The following is a 15,161-nucleotide window of genomic DNA, read 5'->3' as shown; positions in this document are numbered from 1 at the left end:
GAATCAAACAGGACTAACATAATTAAACCTATCAACATGGCATGGAGCTATCGAAGGCGAATTAAAATCATACCTGGTGTCCACTTGAATTTTAGCAAAAAAGGCATTAGCACCTCTATTGGAGTGAAGGGTGCAAGCATGACATTTGGCAAGTCGGGAACATTTCTAAATACAAGCATACCCATACTCGGGATCCGCAACAGACAAAAACTATCAGGCGCCGGCAATAATCCAGCGCCGCAAAACTATCATCCGCCAACTACAGAACCAGAAGACAATATTTTCAGCGCGGATATTCAGGAAATTACAAGCCAGGATATGCAAGGTGTGAAAGAAGCTATAATAATGGCACACCAGCAGAGAAAAGACCTGAAAAACGACCTGCTTAAAATCCAGGCAGCCGTTGGAAGTTCAAAGCTTAAACTGACAGCAAGTTACATTCTGCTTTACGGTCTCATCAAAAGGTCAATTGCAGAAAACATAAAAACAGATATCAGGGCACAGCAGGAGGCGATTAAACAGCTAAAAGAGCAAATTGAGAACTGCTATGTAAGCCTTGACATAGATTTTGAGCCGGAGATACAGGAAAAATACGACAAGCTTGTCACTGCTTTCAAACAGTTGACAACTTCCCACAAAATCTGGGATGTAACGAGTGCGCATTCGCAAGACCGGGTTGCCGCCCGTTCATCAGCAAGCATTATTGTGCAAAAGACTGATGTAAAGTTTGGCATTAAAGCCCTGCCTGATATAAGATCCAACTTTGAAGCATTACATTTTCAAAATGCAAACGGTGCAGATTTATACTTTTATCCGGGCTTCATCGTTATGTATTCCTCAAAAACAAGCTTTGCACTGATAGGCCTTGATGAAATAATCTTTAGTCAAAGCTATGTACGGTTTACTGAAACAGGAACAGTTCCTGGCGACTCAAAAATTATAGACAAAACCTGGTTTAAGGTTAACAAGAACGGAACCCCGGACAAGCGCTTTAACGGAAACTATCAAATTCCGATTGTGCGGTATGGCGAAATTAGTTTGCAAACCAATACAGGTCTTAACGAAGAATATGAGTTCAGTAATTATGAATTTACAGAACAGTTCGGCAACGCATTCAGGGAATATCAAAATGCTATTACAGCTTTGAAGAGGTTGTGAGTCTGGTAGAACGGAACATATCACTTTTTTTAAACAAATTGGATAAAAGAAAGTCAAGCTTACACTTCTATCACAGAATACTCAATCTCCGCAAAGCATAGAAACACTATACGTAATTTTTAACTAAAACCTTTCAATATGGGACTTTTCGACAAAATATTCTCGCCGACCGCAAAGCAACAAGCAAATACAAAATCCTATACGTCGCTCAACGACTACGAAGCATGGGTGGGCGTTTTATATGCTTGTGCAGCATCTGATGGAGATGTGTCAGATGTAGAAATCGATATGTTATCAAGACTTTTGATTTTTAAGCAGAAGTTCGAAAACATAGAAATCATTCCGTTTTATAAAATTGCAATGCAAATATCAAATGAACTGGGAAATCAAAAGTTGATCGAAGGTTGTGCGGCAGTAATAAAAGAGGAGGATAAGGCAACTGTTTTTGCAATGGCTACAGAAATAGTGCTGGCAGATGGAATTATTAACGAACGAGAAAAAAATCTCCTTGAATTTGTTTCCAGAACTTTACAAATAGATGACGAACTTGCTGCTAAAATCGTTGAAGTGCTCCTAATTAAAAACAGAGGAAATAAAATCATCACGTCATAGAAAATGCAGACGACGTTGGTTTTCCAAAAGTTGGACGTCAGAATAGGGTGCATCAAATATTGTGATTCGGACCAGGCATCGAGTACTTTCGCGGGCAAAATAAAAGTATTTGAAAGTTTGCTTGACTATGGTGTGTGATATGATTTGGCTTAACTAATTGGTTTAATGTTCAAGATAGCAGTGGTAATTCTATTGCCTAATCTTCGCAAAGCTTTCTTTAGCGGACATTTGTCTATATATTGTCTCCAAATGATATTAATAGCCAACCAGTTAACTTTTAAATATACAACATGCAAATAGGCCTTGACATTTACATTAATTATCCCGGGCATTGCGAAGAAGCCTTCAAGTTTTATGAAGAAACTCTTGGCGGATCAATAAAAATGATGCTCCCGCACGAACATATACCCGCCAATTTTCCTGAAGAATGGACCAGGCCTATTCTTCATGCAATGATAGAAATAGGTGGTACAATTATCAGAGGAGCTGACGTTCCGGACGCTGAACCAATGCGAAGCGTCTACCTTACACTCAGACCTGATACACCTGAAAATGCAGAACACCTTTATGAAGTACTTTCCAGAGATGGACAAATTTTCATGAAACTGGAGCAGACTTTCTTTGCAAGAAGATTTGCCATGCTCCGCGACAAATATGGCACTTCATGGATGCTGCTGTGTGAATAAGCTGTTATAAAAAGAGCAACCCCTCCCGGCAACATTGGCTTGGCAAGGGCTGGCCTCCAGAACCCCTTCAAATTATTTTTGAAAAAGTTTATGCTTACCTGTGTAATCTCACGCATCCCGGCATCCTTTTCAAAAATAAGATATGAAACGACTTACATTTTTAGCCCTCCTGCTCATTTCACTCAGTTCAGCAAGTGCCCAGACAAAGAATTTTATAGATGTACCGTACATTGAGGTCACTGGCAGTGCCGACACATTGGTAACACCTGATGAAATCTATATTCGTATTCTGCTTTCAGAAAAAGACACGCGCGACAGGGTTTCCATTGAAGAACTGGAACAAAAAATGGTCTCAGCTTTAAAAGGCTTAGGGCTAAACACGGAAACCGATCTGACCACTTCTGATATGTCGAGCAACTTCAAATTCTATCTTTTGAAGAGCAAAGACGTGATCAAGACAAAAAGTTATACGCTTAAAGTAACAGACGCCGTAACAGCCAGTAAAGTATTCATGAAACTTGAAGAGCTCGGGATATCGAATACTTCCATCGAGCGGGTGGATCATTCTGAACTCAGGAAGCTCCAAAACAAAATGCGGACTAAGGCAATCATTGACGCTAAAGAAAAAGCCATTGCCCTGACGAAGCCATTGGATCAAACGATCGGGTCGGCTATTCATATTGCAGATAACGACAATAATTTTCCACAGCCGTTCCAAGATCAGGTAGCAGGGATCAAAATCAGGGGCTTGGCATCAATTCAGAATAATGGTTATAACGAAATGCCTAAAATCGAGTTTGAAAAAATAAAAGTGACGGCCAATGTAAATGCAACCTTTATTTTGAAATAAAATTGCAACGAATTATTAATGTTGGATCGCCGGGATAATACAGCGCTTTGCTTCCTGATATTTAACTTTACCGGAAGCACCGCAATAATACTGTTATATACCAGGCTACTCAACATTCCGATCATGAAAAAAATCCTGTTTTCAGCAACCATGCTTTTCTTTTTAAACAGCAATACAAGTGCACAGAAAATGACGGCGGAGGAGTATTTAAAAATCGGTCAGTTTATCTGGAAAACCTATGTTCCCAAATCAGGACAGGCTGAAACCGTTCAGGGAGAATTATTGCGTGCGATAGAAAAGCTTGCAGACGAAGCGCAACGTAATGGTAATATCAATTTCAACCCGGACTGTCATGGCATCCTCGTATCTTATTTAAGGAAACACCTGGCAGACACGACTTTGTTCAGCAAAGAGACCATACGTCAAATAAATAATGATCTTGATACAATATCAAAAGAAAACAAGCCATATACAGACGATGATATTTATGACAGGTTAAGGAACAGGATTATTGACTGGTATTTAAAAAACAAAGTGCCGGTCCGCAATACTAAAAACAAAAAACTTAATTGCTAAAAACAGGTAACAACCAAATATAATCACCTTCGCCTGTAACGTAAGCAAATCATAACTTAAGTCCGGGGAACAAAACCTGTCAGACCACAATACTAAAAACCAATAACAAAGAATCGACAAAATGGTATCCACTAAAATCACAGCATCCAGCTGGCACTCTGAAAAAAGACTACTTATAACACATATCAGCGGCGACATCGAAAAAGAAGATATCGAGCAATGGGAGGCATCTTTCAGGAACGCATTAGACCAGATTGAAGACAATTCCACATTCAAGATCTTTATCAATATGCATGGCTTTAAAGCCGTAAATCTTGACGCACATAAAAGATTCAGGGCTGTGATTCCGTTAACACTTGCCGACTATGGCTGGAAAACAGGTTACCTGGGTTTGTTTGAAGAAGAAGCCAAAACAATGACTTTCAAAAACACCAGAGGAATCCAATGCGTTGGAGCTGCACATTCGCACCAGGACGAGACTAAAATGGAGCTATATGAGACAAGATTCAGCAGCGACAGAGAGCGTTTTTTTACTAACCCGGAAGAAGCAATGCAATGGATAGATGGCTGGCAAATACCAAACCAGGAAAAGAAAGAGATTGCTAAACTACAAAGCCGGAACAATGACATGGCTGCAAATTAGGCTATTGCATTCTGTCCGGCTTTTACCATTCTTTCCTTGCCAGCATAAAAAGTTACCGAAAAATTTGCAGGGCTACGCTGACTAAAGTAATTTGGCTCAGGTTAACCCGGGTTGTTGAGGCCAAATTATGAGCTGATCAGGTATAGCTTTATTAGGAATACAAGTGGCCGAATCTTCTCAAACATTTATAGCGGTATAATTAGTGACTGCAAAAATGTTTCTTCGATTGAAAAGCAAGACCTGTCTGGTTGCTGGTGCAGGAATAAATTAATGATTGAATGAAAAAAGTATTAAAATTTATCTTAGGGCCCAAAATTGTAAAGTTACTCAGAGGGTTAACACCCAATTTACAAGAAGAATCAGAAGAAGTTATTAAAGCGCGGCAAAGGTTTTATGGCGAATTTATCAAGCCAAAAGATTTAGTGTTTGATGTAGGCGCCAATCTTGGCAATAGAATAAGGCCATTGTTAAATATAGGTGCAAGAGTAGTTGCCGTTGAACCACAAAAAGAATGCTATACTATTTTAAAAAAGAAGTTTGGAAATACCATTGAAATAGTCCCTATGGGCCTCGGAGAGAAAGAGGAAACCAAAGATTTTTTTATTGCAGATTCTCATACAATTTCATCCTTTTCCGAAGAATGGATTGAACATGTAAAAAAAGAAAGATTTAAGAATTATACATGGGCAAAGCCAATAAAAATTAAAATGACAACTTTGGACCTATTGATTGAGAGATATGGTTTACCAAAGTTCATCAAAATAGATGTAGAAGGTTATGAGCTCGAAGTTTTAAAGGGCCTCACCTATGTTGTAGATATGATTTCCTTTGAATATACTGTACCCGAGCAGACTCAAAAAGCTAAAGATTGCATAAGTCAGATAGCAAAATATAACCCTGAAATTGAATGTAATTTTTCAATAGGCGAAAGCATGCAGTTTGAACTGAATGGCTGGCGATCTGTTACAGATTTTACAAATTACATGTCTACCGAAGAATTCATCGCTTCTGGTTTTGGCGACATTTACATAAGGCGCATTTTTTGAAAAACAGCAGCATTTTATCCGGGATCACTTGAACGCAAACTAAAGCATTTTTATTGATTACCACGGCCAGGCAATTAATTGAATACATGGATTTGATCACGAACTGTCAATATGTTAAAAGGAAAACACAATACTTTCCCAATTCTGATAACAGAAAGGCTTACACTCAGGCAACTGTCAATCCATGACGATCAGCGAATTTTCACCTTACGCTCAGACGTTAACGTAAATAAATACCTCGACAGGCCAATAAGCAATACAATTGATGACGCAAGAGATTTTATAACTAAGATTATTAAAAGCAGTGCTTTATATTGGGTCATCACTTTACATAACCCAAACATATTAATTGGCACAATTTGCCTGTTCGGGTTTTCAGACGAAAACCGAGCATGTGAACTCGGATATGAACTTTTGCCGGAATTTCACAGGCAGGGGATTATGCAGGAAGCAGTAGCAAAAGTTATCGACTATGCGTTCCATGTAATCAAGGTTGCAGAAATTAAAGCATACCTGCATAAAGAGAATATCAGCTCTGTAAAGCTATTAGAGAAATTTTTGTTCCTGAATTCAGATGAACCAGTCAAGGAAAATCCTGATATATTGTGTTATCATTTGACAAATTCAATTAAATGAGACGCTTATTTATACTACTGATATTTTTTTCCGGGATCCAAGCAGGGTTTTGCCAAACGACTTCCCTTGTTGGCACATGGCAGTTTTCGGATTCAGCAGCCACTACATCATTTTACTTCCAGAAAGAAGGCAGCTGCTTTATACATAAAGGGCTGAGGGATGGCGTTATTCTTACTGAAAACCTCAGGAAAGGAACCTACGAATTAAAAGACAGTTTGCTCACAATCAAATGGGCAGACAATTCACTTGAAAAACGAAAACTTGTGTTTATCGACAAGGACAGCTTCAGGCTTTCAAACCCCGACAAACTGGATTTAGACAAGAATGACAGTTCGATTTTTAAACGGATGACTTATGAAGGCATTGTTGAGATTAAGGCATTGTCAATTTTCTACAAATTGCCCGACGACATCAACAATTGTTGATCAAAACAATTTACCTTCCATAAGTCCCGGAAGCCGGATGCGGGCTCCTCATATTACCAAGGTGGGTATATTTGCAGCAAGTATTGATTATGCGCAAGTTGACAATCTTTCTCCTCGCAGTATTTCTTATTGGATCTGCCAGATCGCAGAATATTTTTTCTGCATTGCAGTTAAATGCACAAAGGTCATATAAGACCAAAAGACCCAAAAAAATTGTACATATAACAACTTCTTTTACTGCAAGTGGTTATAATGTTGCAAAGGACGTCATCGTCTTCGACAATGCAGGCATGGTCCAAGTGTCAGAAAGTTATGATGCTAATGGCATGCTGAAAACAAAAGCGAGCTATACAAACGACACAGTTCACAGAATTGTGCTCGCGTCTGTTTTTGAAAGATGGATGAAGTTCGCGTATTTTAAAGAAAGTTCGGTTTTCACCTATGATAACAATTTCTTTTTAATCGGCGTAACAGATAAAGATGAAATCGGCCGCGTCATCCGTCAAACAGATATCGTTTGTAATGAAAAAGGCCATCCGATAGAATTATCGCTATTTGATGGGAATGGCAATCAAAAGGGCAAAGAAACAGCCACATATTCATATGATAAAAACGAAGCCTTTACATCTGTAATATCCAATGATGGCAAAGTTCTATCCAGCAAGACCATAAAAATTAGTTTCACAGAAGCAAGTAAATTCCCTGACGTCAATACCGTATATAACACGAATGGTGATTTAATACACTGGGTAAGAAAAAATCCGGATGGCAGTGAAACAACGTTTGAAGGAGAATATACTTATGATAGTTTTGGCAACTGTACAGAGGAAAATATTTTCAAGGTAACGGTTAAAAAAAATGGCAAACGCAAACGGGAAATTTATATGGTTTCTGTAAAGGAATATACTTACTGATAAAAACAGCTGCTTGCTGTTCTAAATTAGCAACAGGTTCAATTACATGAAGTCTGCATTTTTACATATTAACCCTTGTTTTATTCATGGTATTTAATAAATGCATTGGTCAAACTAAAACAAGTGCATTCAAAAAGATCATTATTGCCGGCGTTAAAAACAAAACATATATTCAGACAAGCCCTATTGATACGGCCAGAAGAATATACCTCGGCGTTTTAACTGTTGATTCGGCAAGCCTTAATGTAATTTCCGAATTTAAGAAATCAAAAGCTGCATCTACCTGGCATGGCCATAGCAATGTATACCTGGTTGAGGGTTCCGGCAAAATCACCTACAGGATCATTTTCAGCTTTCCTGACGAATCACCCCTACGGCTCAATAAAAATACTTTTACGTTCAAACACAATGGGAAACTCATTTCAGCACCATATAAATTGGTTGGTCAGCATTTGTATTGTCCGGCACTGGAATCGTGTTATGAAGTAGTTGGGAAATGATGCGCTATACTGAACTCCCTCAAATACAAAAAACACTCCTTTGAAAAATTTTCACCTTTTAGTTTCGGCATTACTGATATCTGGTATCGGTCTGGCATACGGAGTCTGTCCCGGCCGTATCCTGCCCAGGCTATTCGGCTTTGCTGTCGAGCACACCAGCCTGAAGAACATATTCCGGGCACTTATGGGACTTTATCTGGCCATGAGCTCTCTCTGGCTCATTGGTGTTTTCAACCAGAAACTGTGGTTAACGGCAACGATTACGAACATTGTTTTTATGGCCGGCCTGGCCCTCGGAAGGATCATCAGTTTATTTTCTGACGGAATTCCGGGTATTTACTTCTTAGCCGGTATTGCTGTTGAACTACTCCTTGCAGCATGGGGAATTGTAAACCTTGTGAATTTCAAAAGATCCATAACCAACCGGCAATAATACAGCCCGGAAAGAGTTCCTGATTGCCTGTACAGGCATTTCAAAAAATGAAAATTTACTAAGATCTATTACCATTCTGCCGGGTTTAAAGAGTATATTTAGTTAACAATCCTGAACATGCTCGCAAATACACTAACCGCACTTTTCGAAAGAGATCTCAACAAGGTGATCAGCGAACTTAATCAATACCGCGATGAATCAACGATCTGGCGTATCGAAAGTGGCATTTCAAACGCTGCAGGAAACCTTGCATTACACCTGGTCGGCAACCTGAACACTTATATTGGCAAGGAATTAGGGAAGACCGGTTATGTGAGAAACAGGGAACTCGAATTTTCACAGAAAGATATTCCGCGACAAGAACTCGTTAGCAAATTAACCGATACCATACAAGTAATTAAAGATGCTCTCGGAAAGCTGGCTGACGCAGATCTGAAAAAAGAATACCCTGTGCTGGTGTTTGCAGAAAAAACAACAACTGAATACTTTTTAGTGCATCTGGCAACGCACCTGGCCTATCACCTGGGACAGATAAATTACCACAGGCGCCTTGTCGGGAAATAACTTTTGGAAAGTTTCAAACTTTCCAAAAGTTACATTGTTAACCGAAGCTAAACTGCCGCGCATATGTTGAAAAATATAAAAAATTTCCTGACCTGTTTTTCCGGCATACTACTATTGTCGGCATGTGCTTCAAGTGCGCCGCTTTACAGCTACGACAGTAAGAACAGAATATTCAGCGACTCGCTCAGCCAGGAAACCTATAACACTTTACTAAGCTTCTTGGCCAGGTATAGTACCACAGGATTAAAAGACACACTCATCATCAAATATGATTACAACAATGAAAGTTGCTGGAATACCCTTGATCAGATGAGCGATGATTATATTCAAAAAACAATAGCCGCCCACACACAAAGAGTGCAGCAGGTATTGGCAAAAAGAAAGAATATTTCGGCTTTCGACTTCAGAGAACCCGGTAACAATATGAATAAACTTAAAAAATGGGACCGCAACATTATCATCGACAGCTCAAATACTTTACTGAATTTAATTTTCAAGGACCGTAGCCGGTGCGGCAATTCAATGATTGTACTTCCCGATAAGCAGTTTGTTTTTCTGCGCTCAGACCCGCATGCAGATGCGCTTGATCTCAGCCAGGCACAGATAACCAGCTATCTTCTAAAAAAATAATTACGCCCTTTTGGAAAGTTCCGGAACTTTCCAAAAGGTTTACTGCAGCCAGCCCCAAATAACCGGCTATCTCGCTAAAAAATAATCACATAATTACGCATTGAAAAATATGGCATCCATTCATATTCAAAGGACCAGCGAATACAATAACCTGATGCGCGACTATAAGGTCTTCATAGACGGGCAACAGGCGGGCAACATTTCAAATGGTCAGCATAAAACGTTTACAACAACTCCCGGTGATCATACGCTGACTGTAAAAATCGACTGGTGCAGCAGCCCTGACCTGCTCATCCGGGTTGACGACAATGAAACGATATACCTGGAGGTCGGCGGATTCAAAAATGGCCGCTGGATCATGCCGGTTGCGGCAGCGATACTCGCCCTTCATTTTATTCTTACAACTATATTCAATATCAGTTATACTATTTTTTTAGTAGTTCCGGCATTTGTTCTTTTATTTTATTACATAAGTCTTGGTCGTAAGCGCTATTTGGTTCTGACAGAAATAAATAAGAAAGCATCCATAAACTAAGCTTTTGGAAAGTTCCGGAACTTTCCAAAAGCTACTGCAAAAACGCCGCCTGCCATGTTACCTGCCGCTTATCTGCTCTTCATTGATTCCACCGAACACCTAACGATTGACCACTCATTAATTATTCTCAATAATGCCGGTTTCTGCAGCCCAATGTTTGGAAGATCTGCCGGCTCTAAAATCCAGGAGTTGCGGATCGTACAAAAACCCAAAAAAGAACTTCACGATCTAATAGAGGCATTTAAGCAATTGCCCGACCATATACACACAACCATTATCCCGCTTTCCAATCCGCTTAACGACGATGAAACCAAAGCTGTAAGAAAACTGTTCAGCCAGGCTGGACTGGATACAAGCGATGTTGCGGATGAGCAAATACGCTATTATATATCTTCGCTGATGGAAGGGGCATACCGGTATTATATTGACTTTGATCATTCAAAAACATACGCGCCGATCGCTATTAAACCGATCACGTCGCATCCGCAATACAACCCCACCTGGCAGGATCACAAAATCGATCTCGCCGCCATTCCCGATAGCAAAGAATATACAGCGGCAGATTTTACGATAAAAGAGCTCCGTTTTACTTAATTTTTGCCGGGCTCTTATGAAAAAAGCCCGAAATGAACGAAATATCCATGCCATTAATCTATATAAAAAAAAGTCCATTCCCCCGCAAATGAAGCTTATTGCCCTGCTGACAATGTCATTTCTGTACACCGTGGCCTTTGCACAAAAAGGCAACCCAAGGCTGGACCAGTTTTTAAATCAACTTCCTGCAGCCTGGAAAAAGCATCAGTCCGACCATTTCATTTTATTTGTTGAACCGGGCCAGTATGCAGACCAGCATGCAAATCTGATCAGAAAAAATCTTGAAACCACAAGACAACAGATCGTTCATTTTCTTAACGACAGCAGTTTTGCAGATACGGCCAACATTATCATTGTTGATTCAAAAGAAAAAATAAAGCGGCTACTCGGGTTCGAAGCGCAGGGGTTTGCTATTCCGGAAAACAATATTGTCGTGTTTTTGCACAACAGCAATTACTCTCTGGCAACAAAACACGAGCTGACGCATTATTATGCTTTTCATATCTGGGGCAAACCGGCCAACAACTGGTTCAGCGAAGGCCTGGCCGTTTATTATGATAATACCTGGAGTCGCTACCAGGTAGACTCCCTGTGCAAATACCTGAAAAACGAGCGCCGGCTGTTTAACCTCACTGCACTCACAAAAGACTTTTATGCGCTGAACGCCATGATCGCCTACCCACAGATAGGAAGCTTTACAGGATTTTTACTGGTAACTTACGGCAATGACAAACTCAGGGAGCTATGGGAAAAGGGATTTAAAGAAGTAAAAAAAATATACCGGAAATCTTTAAAAGACCTGGAAGAGGAATGGCTCAGGTATTTGGATAAATTTGCGAGTGATCATATAAATTATCCTTTGCCGGGCTGATCATTATTATTGCTGCTTAAGAAATAAACAGCAGTAATTGGAACACCAAACAGCATAATAAATTCACATGGAATTTTCGCCATTCAACCCTGTTATCAAACTATGCCTGCAAGGCATGACTATGGAAGAAACCGGTGATCCTGAAGCAGCGGCCCGCCTGTTTTCGGAAGCCTGGGACAAAGCGGAGAATGACCTCGAAAAATTCCTGGCAGCTTATTACCTCGCAAAGCATCAAAAAAATGTTCAGCATAAGCTGGATTGGCTGGAAACCGCCTTGCATCATGCTTTACAAATAAATGACGATACGGTTAAAAGCGCATTCCCGGCTCTTTATTCGGCCCTTGCAGCATGTTATGAGCACTTGGGCGATAGTGAAAAATCAAAGCACAATCGCGAACTGGCAGCTTTGTTTCAGCGTAACCCTTCCGATAAAGGACCTTTTTATCATGGTACAAAATCAGATCTGAAAGTGGGCGACTTACTCACCCCGGGCGGTAATTCGAATTATAAGTCTGAGCTCGTCATGAACCATATCTATTTCACTGCGCTGCCCAATGGCGCAGGTCTGGCCGCCGCACTGGCTAAGGGCACCGGAACCGAACGTGTTTATATTGTTGAACCTGCGGGAGCTTATGAGAATGATCCGAACCTGACGGATAAAAAATTTCCGGGCAATCCTACCCGGTCTTACCGTTCCGCGGAGCCGCTACGTATCATTGGCGAACTAACAGACTGGGTACGGCCAGGTGCCGAAGAACTTCAGAAATTCAGGGCAAAACTGGAGAACAACAAAGGAGAGATCATCAATTGACGCAGTAATTGCAGGTCAGGTAGCAGCATTAACCGCAACAGGAATGCTTACCGTAAAACATGATCCTTCGCCCCACTCGCTTTTAACGCCGATATGCCCGCCCTGCCGCTCCATGAATTCTTTACACACACGAAGTCCGAGCCCTACTCCTTTTTCATTGGCAGTTCCAGGTGTTGGCCTAATGCCTGAGAATATATTTTCAAGTTGCTCCGGCCTGATCCCCTTGCCATTATCTTTCACATGAATGCTGCAGCAGTTATTATCAGGCTCCGTCTCTATCTTGATCGTTCCGCCCGGAGCAGTGAATTTGATAGCATTCTGCAGCAGGTTACGTACTACCAGCTGCAGCATATCTGCATCGGCCATTACATAAATATCCGGCTGGATAGCTGCAATAACCGTAATACCTTTTTCATTGCACAGGCGGGTAGTTGTTTCGAGGGTATTCTTCAACGTAGCTGCCAGTGGCTGTGGCGCCAGCCGCATTGAAAATCCGTCGAGCTGAGAACGCGACCAATAGAGCAGGTTGGTTACGAGGTTCAGGCCCTGATCGTTTGTCTGTTTCAATGCCTGCTCAAGGCGTGCACGGTCGGCCTGCGAAAGCGTATCGTACTTAAGCAGTTCAAAATATTGCTGTACCTGTATAAATGGAGCACGCAGATCGTGGGAAAGAATGGAAAGCAGCCTGGCTTTTTCGGCGTCCTTCTGTGCAACGATCGTTCTTTCCTTATCGTAATTGCGGCGAAACAGTCCTACCACAATTGCCATACTGATCACCGGTATTGGAAAGGCTGTGATATGATCGGTAAACTGCCCGGCTGCATCGTGGAACGGATAATATACCAGCCCCGGGTAACGATGCTCCAATGCATGTACGAAACCAAATGCCAGCATGTAAACGAGCAACCAAACTATCATCTGCCTGTATTCGCAAATGGTCAGAACCAGCAGCAGGTAGGCAGGCCAGATCACATCGGTAGAGCCTTCAACGCCTGCATTGGCAAAATAGTTAACAGATAACAATACAAGGCCGGCCACCCCGAAAACAATGCTCCGGTGTTTGCGGCGAAGAAAACGCGAGCGGTAATACTCATAAAAAAAGATAGCGGCGATGATCAGGCACGATAAGGATGCTATATACATTCCTGCCAGAAGATCGTAAGGAACATACACCAGCATCAGCACCATCAGACCCAGGCTGATGGAATGAAAGATCCGCGGCTCCAGGGCAAATTCAGCTGCATTACCGACCAGCCAAAACCAGCGCTTTTGAAAAGTAAGGCGAAAATTACGGGCTTGGGCTGTCATAAAACGAATATCGTTGTTTATGGTCAGAAATTGATTGCTGGCTACGTATGACCGGCCTGAAAAATCAACTACACATTAAGCTATAGATAAACAACCCGCCAATTGCCATCTTTGTTTGCCGGTAATCATATTTTTTTCGCTCACATGCATTAAAAAGATATGTTTATAAGGGCTGGCGCATAAACAACCCTGCCGTTGCTGGTCGCCTGACCAGCAACAATTATGAAGACCAGCAATAGTATGAAGACGAGTAATAACGCAGGGCTTGATATTGTTAGCAGACAAATTATTTACCCGATAACAAAATAAACATCTATGGATAACAGGAACAAAATGGCGAGAATAGCAGGACTGCTCTACCTGGTGGTAGTTATAACAGGTATGTTTAGCCTGGCTTATGTTCCGAAACAATTATTTGTCTGGGATGATCCTGCAAAGACTTTTAATAATATCCGCGGGAATGAATCTTTATTCAGGATGAGTCTTGCGAGCAGTGTTATCTGCTATATCGCGTTTATCTTTTTACCTGTTGTGCTCTACAGGTTACTGCGGTCAGTAAATGAGCGGCAGGCCAAAGTGATGGCGTTGCTGGCGATTATCAGTGCGCCGATTTCTTTTATCAACCTGCAAAACAAATACGCTATCCTTGATCTGCTTGCGGTTCCGAAAAATGCAGATTTATCCGGATTACAGAACCAGGTTATGTTATACCTGAATCAATATAACAATGGCATTTTAATAACAACCATTTTCTGGGGCTTATGGCTACTTCCATTCGGCTACCTTGTTTATAAATCTGATTTCCTGCCCAGGCTGCTGGGAATATTCCTCATGCTGGGATGTTTCGGATACCTGATCAATTTCTTCGGCAATACGCTTTCACTGGGTTATGGTTCAACAGGCATCCCGGGCTATTTAAGAATACTGCCAGCTATCGGGGAAATAGGAACCTGCTTATGGTTGCTATGCGCCGGAGCGAAGAACTGGCGGTCAATTACTGGTCGCGGGCGTTAATGGCAATGCTGTTGGTCAGGCGACCACAGGTGTTCGAAAGATATTTATGAGGAGTTACACAATAAAATAGCGTTCATTTTTTCGGGATCACCGCCGCACTTGATAATCAGATATTTAATTATCTCTGCTTCGAGATCAGCGGCGAACTTCAGCCTGGGTATTTTATATCCCGGTTGTTTCGTTTCTTTTTTATAAGCGCTTAATAAAATGGCTGCGATCATTGTGACATAGAGAACAACCTTAATCCCATTTTCACTTCTATTCACCAGGTGACTGAAATTGAATAATTGCTTGATGAATTTGAAAAAGACTTCAATATCCCACCTTCGGCGGTATACTTCCGTCACATCCTCAG

Annotated in this window: 21 protein-coding genes; 19 read left to right on the top strand and 2 right to left on the bottom strand. The window is 41.1% G+C overall.

Annotation, left to right across the window (positions count from 1 at the left end):
- Positions 1–36 precede the first annotated feature (36 nt).
- The 18 genes from B5D42_RS00105 (at position 37) to arr (ending at position 12,484) form a co-directional block, all read left to right on the top strand.
- Complete coding sequence (locus B5D42_RS00105) at positions 37–1,158, top strand: DUF4236 domain-containing protein (RefSeq protein ID WP_078829390.1); 1,122 nt, start codon at positions 37–39, stop codon at positions 1,156–1,158.
- A gap of 138 nt (positions 1,159–1,296) precedes the next feature.
- On the top strand, positions 1,297–1,770 hold the full coding sequence (locus tag B5D42_RS00100; RefSeq protein ID WP_078829389.1) for a tellurite resistance TerB family protein: 474 nt from the start codon (positions 1,297–1,299) through the stop codon (positions 1,768–1,770).
- Between the two features lie 290 nt (positions 1,771–2,060).
- On the top strand, positions 2,061–2,456 hold the full coding sequence (locus tag B5D42_RS00095; protein WP_078829388.1) for a VOC family protein: 396 nt from the start codon (positions 2,061–2,063) through the stop codon (positions 2,454–2,456).
- Positions 2,457–2,598: 142 nt separating this feature from the next.
- The gene (locus tag B5D42_RS00090; protein ID WP_078829387.1) at positions 2,599–3,306 is read left to right on the top strand and encodes an SIMPL domain-containing protein; all 708 of its coding nucleotides are present in this window, start codon (positions 2,599–2,601) and stop codon (positions 3,304–3,306) included.
- A gap of 123 nt (positions 3,307–3,429) precedes the next feature.
- Complete coding sequence (locus B5D42_RS00085; protein ID WP_217698753.1) at positions 3,430–3,882, top strand: hypothetical protein; 453 nt, start codon at positions 3,430–3,432, stop codon at positions 3,880–3,882.
- Positions 3,883–4,003: 121 nt separating this feature from the next.
- Entirely contained in the window at positions 4,004–4,525 is a 522-nt protein-coding gene (locus tag B5D42_RS00080; RefSeq protein ID WP_078829385.1) for a hypothetical protein, read from the top strand.
- A gap of 278 nt (positions 4,526–4,803) precedes the next feature.
- Positions 4,804–5,571, top strand: a complete 768-nt coding sequence (locus B5D42_RS00075; RefSeq protein ID WP_078829384.1) for an FkbM family methyltransferase — start codon at positions 4,804–4,806, stop codon at positions 5,569–5,571.
- Positions 5,572–5,682: 111 nt separating this feature from the next.
- Positions 5,683–6,207 (top strand): GNAT family N-acetyltransferase, encoded by a 525-nt coding sequence (locus tag B5D42_RS00070; protein WP_078829383.1) that lies wholly within the window; start codon positions 5,683–5,685, stop codon positions 6,205–6,207.
- Positions 6,204–6,632 (top strand): hypothetical protein, encoded by a 429-nt coding sequence (locus B5D42_RS00065; RefSeq protein WP_078829382.1) that lies wholly within the window; start codon positions 6,204–6,206, stop codon positions 6,630–6,632. Before B5D42_RS00070 ends, B5D42_RS00065 begins: the two co-directional genes overlap by 4 nt.
- 89 nt (positions 6,633–6,721) lie before the next feature.
- On the top strand, positions 6,722–7,546 hold the full coding sequence (locus B5D42_RS00060) for an RHS repeat protein (protein WP_078829381.1): 825 nt from the start codon (positions 6,722–6,724) through the stop codon (positions 7,544–7,546).
- 86 nt (positions 7,547–7,632) lie between these two features.
- Positions 7,633–8,046 (top strand): hypothetical protein, encoded by a 414-nt coding sequence (locus tag B5D42_RS00055; RefSeq protein ID WP_078829380.1) that lies wholly within the window; start codon positions 7,633–7,635, stop codon positions 8,044–8,046.
- 40 nt (positions 8,047–8,086) lie between these two features.
- Positions 8,087–8,479, top strand: a complete 393-nt coding sequence (locus B5D42_RS00050) for a DUF4345 domain-containing protein (protein ID WP_078829379.1) — start codon at positions 8,087–8,089, stop codon at positions 8,477–8,479.
- 117 nt (positions 8,480–8,596) lie between these two features.
- Positions 8,597–9,043 carry a DUF1572 family protein gene (locus B5D42_RS00045; RefSeq protein ID WP_078829378.1) on the top strand — a complete coding sequence of 149 codons (447 nt, stop codon included), beginning with the start codon at positions 8,597–8,599 and terminating at the stop codon, positions 9,041–9,043.
- Between the two features lie 63 nt (positions 9,044–9,106).
- The gene (locus tag B5D42_RS00040) at positions 9,107–9,673 is read left to right on the top strand and encodes a hypothetical protein (protein ID WP_078829377.1); all 567 of its coding nucleotides are present in this window, start codon (positions 9,107–9,109) and stop codon (positions 9,671–9,673) included.
- 109 nt (positions 9,674–9,782) lie between these two features.
- Positions 9,783–10,208, top strand: a complete 426-nt coding sequence (locus B5D42_RS00035; protein ID WP_139366918.1) for a hypothetical protein — start codon at positions 9,783–9,785, stop codon at positions 10,206–10,208.
- A 189-nt stretch (positions 10,209–10,397) separates the two neighbouring features.
- A complete protein-coding gene (locus B5D42_RS00030) occupies positions 10,398–10,802 on the top strand; it encodes a hypothetical protein (protein WP_176112855.1) in 405 nt (134 codons plus the stop codon).
- Between the two features lie 16 nt (positions 10,803–10,818).
- Positions 10,819–11,673 (top strand): hypothetical protein, encoded by an 855-nt coding sequence (locus B5D42_RS00025; RefSeq protein WP_078829374.1) that lies wholly within the window; start codon positions 10,819–10,821, stop codon positions 11,671–11,673.
- Between the two features lie 406 nt (positions 11,674–12,079).
- A complete protein-coding gene (gene arr / locus B5D42_RS18275) occupies positions 12,080–12,484 on the top strand; it encodes an NAD(+)--rifampin ADP-ribosyltransferase (RefSeq protein WP_394333286.1) in 405 nt (134 codons plus the stop codon).
- Between the two features lie 15 nt (positions 12,485–12,499).
- On the opposite strand, the gene B5D42_RS00015 is transcribed toward arr, so the two are convergent.
- Entirely contained in the window at positions 12,500–13,792 is a 1,293-nt protein-coding gene (locus B5D42_RS00015; protein ID WP_078829372.1) for a sensor histidine kinase, read from the bottom strand.
- Between the two features lie 315 nt (positions 13,793–14,107).
- Here B5D42_RS00015 and B5D42_RS00010 point away from each other — a divergent pair, with 315 nt between their 5' ends.
- Positions 14,108–14,806: a DUF4386 domain-containing protein gene (locus B5D42_RS00010; RefSeq protein WP_078829371.1), complete on the top strand. Its 699-nt coding sequence runs from the start codon at positions 14,108–14,110 to the stop codon at positions 14,804–14,806.
- Positions 14,807–14,850: 44 nt separating this feature from the next.
- Here B5D42_RS00010 and B5D42_RS00005 read toward each other — a convergent pair.
- On the bottom strand, positions 14,851–15,161 hold a 311-nt coding region (locus B5D42_RS00005), incomplete at its 5' end, for a transposase (protein WP_139366916.1).

Source organism: Sediminibacterium ginsengisoli, assembly GCF_900167075.1.
Classification (GTDB): Bacteria; Bacteroidota; Bacteroidia; order Chitinophagales; family Chitinophagaceae; genus Sediminibacterium; species Sediminibacterium ginsengisoli.
The sequence above is the reverse complement of the archived record's forward strand: the minus strand, read 5'-3'. Positions and strand labels throughout refer to the sequence as shown.

Coding starts and splice junctions, on each gene's coding strand:
- B5D42_RS00095 (WP_078829388.1), top strand. CDS start 2,061: ATGCAAATAGGCCTTGACATTTACATTAATTATCCCGGGCATTGCGAA.
- B5D42_RS00070 (WP_078829383.1), top strand. CDS start 5,683: ATGTTAAAAGGAAAACACAATACTTTCCCAATTCTGATAACAGAAAGG.
- B5D42_RS00100 (WP_078829389.1), top strand. CDS start 1,297: ATGGGACTTTTCGACAAAATATTCTCGCCGACCGCAAAGCAACAAGCA.
- B5D42_RS00075 (WP_078829384.1), top strand. CDS start 4,804: ATGAAAAAAGTATTAAAATTTATCTTAGGGCCCAAAATTGTAAAGTTA.
- B5D42_RS00045 (WP_078829378.1), top strand. CDS start 8,597: ATGCTCGCAAATACACTAACCGCACTTTTCGAAAGAGATCTCAACAAG.
- B5D42_RS00040 (WP_078829377.1), top strand. CDS start 9,107: ATGTTGAAAAATATAAAAAATTTCCTGACCTGTTTTTCCGGCATACTA.
- B5D42_RS00010 (WP_078829371.1), top strand. CDS start 14,108: ATGGATAACAGGAACAAAATGGCGAGAATAGCAGGACTGCTCTACCTG.
- B5D42_RS00055 (WP_078829380.1), top strand. CDS start 7,633: ATGGTATTTAATAAATGCATTGGTCAAACTAAAACAAGTGCATTCAAA.
- B5D42_RS00105 (WP_078829390.1), top strand. CDS start 37: ATGGCATGGAGCTATCGAAGGCGAATTAAAATCATACCTGGTGTCCAC.
- B5D42_RS00090 (WP_078829387.1), top strand. CDS start 2,599: ATGAAACGACTTACATTTTTAGCCCTCCTGCTCATTTCACTCAGTTCA.
- B5D42_RS00015 (WP_078829372.1), bottom strand. CDS start 13,792: ATGACAGCCCAAGCCCGTAATTTTCGCCTTACTTTTCAAAAGCGCTGG.
- B5D42_RS00025 (WP_078829374.1), top strand. CDS start 10,819: ATGAAAAAAGCCCGAAATGAACGAAATATCCATGCCATTAATCTATAT.
- B5D42_RS00035 (WP_139366918.1), top strand. CDS start 9,783: ATGGCATCCATTCATATTCAAAGGACCAGCGAATACAATAACCTGATG.
- B5D42_RS00060 (WP_078829381.1), top strand. CDS start 6,722: ATGCGCAAGTTGACAATCTTTCTCCTCGCAGTATTTCTTATTGGATCT.
- B5D42_RS00080 (WP_078829385.1), top strand. CDS start 4,004: ATGGTATCCACTAAAATCACAGCATCCAGCTGGCACTCTGAAAAAAGA.
- B5D42_RS00065 (WP_078829382.1), top strand. CDS start 6,204: ATGAGACGCTTATTTATACTACTGATATTTTTTTCCGGGATCCAAGCA.
- B5D42_RS00085 (WP_217698753.1), top strand. CDS start 3,430: ATGAAAAAAATCCTGTTTTCAGCAACCATGCTTTTCTTTTTAAACAGC.